We start from the raw sequence: 3,824 nt of genomic DNA, 5'->3' as shown, positions 1-3,824 counted from the left end.
TCGGTGAGCTCAAAAAGAGAGATACGACGATCGGCACTAGTCTCTCACACGCCGAAGCCTAAGCTCCAGCCGCAAGGACAAACGCCGTCCGCGTCTCCCTTCCTCAAATCCAACAATGTCAAAGACCGGTCGATCAGGCCCGAAGACCCACCCACCAGAGACAGACAGGCGATCGCCCGGCGCTTAAGCCGGCCAATCCCGCTGAACTGTCAGAAGATGCCTCAGCGCCCGGGCCACTTCCGCGGCCGGCGCCGATGAGCGGTGTATACGCAGCGCAATCCCGGCCGTCAACAGGGTTGTTCCGGGGCGGAGCCGATTTTCTTGGACTCCTGCGGCGACGGCTGTGTGACGGCCGATTCGGTCTCTCTCCGCGAACAGCGGTTCAGGCGTCGAGGCTCAGGTTCATCCCGTCATAGGCCGGCACCACCCCGTCCGGCAGGCGCGCGGCCAGGGCCGCGTAGTCGAGGTCGGTGTGAAGGTTGGTCAGCACGGCGCGCCGGGGCTGGACCGTCTCGATCAGCGCCAGTGCGTCCGACACGGAGAAGTGCGTCGGGTGCGGCGTGTCCCGCAGCGCGTCGATGATCAGGAGATCGAGACCGCGGAGCCGATCCAGGCTCGCCTCGGGGATCAGGCTGACATCGGGCATGTAGGCGGCTCGGCCGAAGCGGAAGCCGAGGGCGGCCTCCGTACCGTGCTCGACCGGGAGCGATTCGGCCGTGATCGCGCCGCCCGGCCCGTCGAGGCTGAGCACGTCGGGGAGGTCACGCAAATCGAGGATCGGCGGATAGGCGCTGCCGGGGGGCGTCTCGAAGCAGTAGCCGAACCGTGTGGTCAGCAGCGACCGGGTCAAGGCGTCGGCATAGACCGGGATGCGCCCCCGCATGGCGATCACCAACGGGCGCAGGTCGTCGATGCCGTGGGTGTGGTCGGCATGGGCGTGGGTGTAGAGCACGCCGTCGAGGCGCCGCACATCCGCGTCGATGAGCTGCTCGCGCAGGTCGGGCGAGGTGTCGACCAGCAGGGTGGTCCGCCCTCCCCCGGATGCACGCTCAACCAGGATCGAGCAGCGGCGGCGGCGGTTGCGCGGATCCTCCGGGTTGCAGGCACCCCAGCCGCTGGCGACCCGCGGCACCCCCCCGGAGGAGCCGCAGCCGAGGATGCGCAAAGTCAGCGTTGCCGGCGCATCCTCCGAAGTCGTCACGCTGCCTCCGCAGGTTTAGCCTTGTCGAACAAGTTGAAAAAATTCGCTGTGGTGATCCGGGCGAAGTCTTCGGCGGACAGCCCCAGGGTCTCGGCCAGCGACCGGGCTGTGTCGGCCGTGTAGGCCGGCTCGTTGGTCCGCCCGCGGTGCGGCTCGGGGGCGAGGAACGGCGCGTCGGTCTCCACCAGGATCCGGTCCAGGGGCACGCTCCGGGCGATGTCGCGCAAAGCGTGCGAGCGCCGGAAGGTGACGATGCCGGAGAACGAGATCGACAGCCCGAGCTCGATCCCGACCTCGGCGAGGCGCCGGCCCGACGAGAAGCAGTGCAGCACCGCCCGGAACGGCGCCTTGCCCATCTCGTCGGTGAGCACCCGCTCCATGTGCTCGTCGGCATCCCGGGCGTGGATGACGAGCGGCAGGCCGGACAGGCGCGCCGCCGCGATATGGGCGCGCAGCACCCGCTCCTGCACGGTCTCGGGGGCGCCGTCGGGATAGTGGTAGTCGAGCCCGGCCTCGCCGATCCCGACGCAGCGGGGATGCGCGGTCGCGAGTCCCGCGATCGTCTCGGCGGGCACATCCGGCTCCTCGGCGGCCCCGTCCGGATGGGTGCCGATGGTGAACCAGATCTCGGGATGGGCCTCGGCGATCGCCCGATAGGTCCCGGCCCGGGCGACCCGGGTCGAGATGGTGAGCATGCCGGTGACGCCCGCGGCTCGGGCGCGGGCGATCACGCCGGGCAGGTCCGCGGAAAAGTCCGGGAAATCGAGGTGGCAGTGGCTGTCGATCAGCATCGTGTCTCGGATCGCTGTCAGGCCGCCGGCGTTTCGGGCCGCTCGAACCGGGGGAAGACCGGGGCCGGGGCGGGCAAAGCGGTGCCGGGCACCAGGCGGCCGCCCTCCCCCGCATCGGCGAGGTTGCGCCGGTCGGCCGGGACGGCCAGCAGGTCCAGGAGCCTGGAGGCCGCGGTCGGAACGAACGGCTGGACCAGGATGCCGAAGGCCCGCAGCGATTCCAGCGTCGTGTAGAGCACCGCGTTCATCCGGGCCGGATCGGACTTGCGCAGTTTCCACGGCTCCTGGCCGGCGAAGTAGCGGTTGGCCTCGGCCACCACCGCCCAGATCTCGGCCAAAACGCTGTGGAGCGCGAGATCGCCCATCAGGCTCCGCACCCTGTCCGGAAGGGCGTCGGCCTGGGCCAGCAGGGCGCGATCGGCCTCGTCCAAGGAACCGGGATCCGGCACCGCGCCGTCGCAGTTCTTGGCGACCATCGAGAGCGAGCGCTGGGCGAGGTTGCCGAGGTCGTTGGCGAGGTCGGCGTTGATCCGGCCGATGATCGCCTCGTGGCTGTAGCTGCCGTCGCCGCCGAACGGCACCTCGCGCAGCACGAAGTAGCGCACGGGATCGACCCCGTAGGTGTCGGCGAGCTCGAACGGATCGAGGACGTTGCCGAGCGACTTCGACATCTTCTCGCCCTTGGAAAGCAGGAAGCCGTGGCCGAAGACGCGCTTGGGCAGGGGCAGCCCGGCCGCCATCAGGAAGGCCGGCCAGTAGACCGCGTGGAACCGGACGATGTCCTTGCCGATCACGTGCAGGTCCATCGGCCAGAACTTCTTTTTGGGATGCTCCGCGTCGGGGAAGCCCGTCACCGTCAGGTAGTTGGTCAGGGCGTCGACCCAGACATACATGACGTGGCCGGGCTGCCCCGGCACCGGCACGCCCCAGTCGAAATTGGTGCGGCTGACCGAGAGGTCCTTGAGGCCGGAGCGCACGAAGCTCGCCACCTCGTTCCTTCGGGTTTCCGGCCCGATGAAGTCGGGCTGGTCCTCGTAGAGCTTGAGCAGCCGGTCCTGATAGGCGGACAACCTGAAGAGAAAATTCTCCTCCTCCATCCACACGACCGGCGTGTCGGTGGCGAGGCTGCGGCGGCTGCCATCCTCCAGCAGGCGGGTCTCGGCCTCGTCGTAATAGGCCTCGTCGCGCACCGAGTACCAGCCGGCATACGTGGCGAGGTAGATGTCGCCGTTGGCCTCCATCCGCCGCCAGATCTCCTGCGCGGCTTCGTAGTGGCGGGGCTCGGTGGTGCGGATGAAGCGGTCGTAGGTGCAGTCCATCCGGTCGGCCATCGCCTGGAAGCGCGCCGCGGTGCCGTCGACATACGCGCGCGGGCTGGTGCCGGCCCGGGTCGCCGCCTGCTGGATCTTGAGGCCGTGCTCGTCGGTGCCGGTGGAGAACAGCACGTCGTAGCCATCGAGCCGGTGGAAGCGGGCGATGGCGTCTGCGGCGATCACCTCGTAGGCGTGGCCGATATGGGGCGCGCCGTTGGGGTAGGAGATCGCGGTCGAGAGGCCGAAGGTTTTTTGGGAGTGCGCCGGGGCGTTGGACGTCACGTCTGGGTGTTCCGGATCATCGCAGGAGCTTGCCCGCGTTGTCGCGCGGCAGCGGCGGGGACGCAACAGCCGCTGCCGCGCGGACGATCATGGATTCAAAAGGTCCGAGACCCAGCCCTTTCAAGGTGTTTGATTTGCCAGAACCCTGGCGGTTGCGACATGGGCGTTGGTCTGGCGTGCGGGCTCGGTAGACCGCGGCTTGGGTTTTCGCTGGCTGGCGGCCACGCGTTTGGGGTC

General features: G+C 68.8%; 3 protein-coding genes. All 3 read right to left on the bottom strand.

The genetic code is table 11. From position 1 onward, the window contains the following. Positions 1 to 382: 382 nt before the first annotated feature. From FV228_RS22785 to metG, 3 genes are read right to left on the bottom strand one after another with little or no spacing between them, the layout of a single operon-like run. A complete protein-coding gene (locus tag FV228_RS22785) occupies positions 383 to 1,201 on the bottom strand; it encodes an MBL fold metallo-hydrolase (RefSeq protein WP_147856680.1) in 819 nt (272 codons plus the stop codon). Further along, a complete protein-coding gene (locus tag FV228_RS22780) occupies positions 1,198 to 1,992 on the bottom strand; it encodes a TatD family hydrolase (RefSeq protein WP_147856679.1) in 795 nt (264 codons plus the stop codon). Before FV228_RS22780 ends, FV228_RS22785 begins: the two co-directional genes overlap by 4 nt. Before the next feature lie 17 nt (positions 1,993 to 2,009). Next, complete coding sequence (gene metG / locus FV228_RS22775) at positions 2,010 to 3,587, bottom strand: methionine--tRNA ligase (protein ID WP_147856678.1); 1,578 nt, start codon at positions 3,585 to 3,587, stop codon at positions 2,010 to 2,012. Positions 3,588 to 3,824: the final 237 nt, after the last annotated feature.

Source organism: Methylobacterium sp. WL18, assembly GCF_008040015.1.
Lineage (GTDB): Bacteria > Pseudomonadota > Alphaproteobacteria > Rhizobiales > Beijerinckiaceae > Methylobacterium > Methylobacterium mesophilicum.
Note: the sequence above shows the minus strand (reverse complement) of the source record. Positions and strands in the feature narration are given on the sequence as shown.

Bases quoted from the DNA above. Each gene is read 5' to 3' on its own strand.
- FV228_RS22780 (WP_147856679.1), bottom strand. From the start codon at position 1,992: ATGCTGATCGACAGCCACTGCCACCTCGATTTCCCGGACTTTTCCGCG.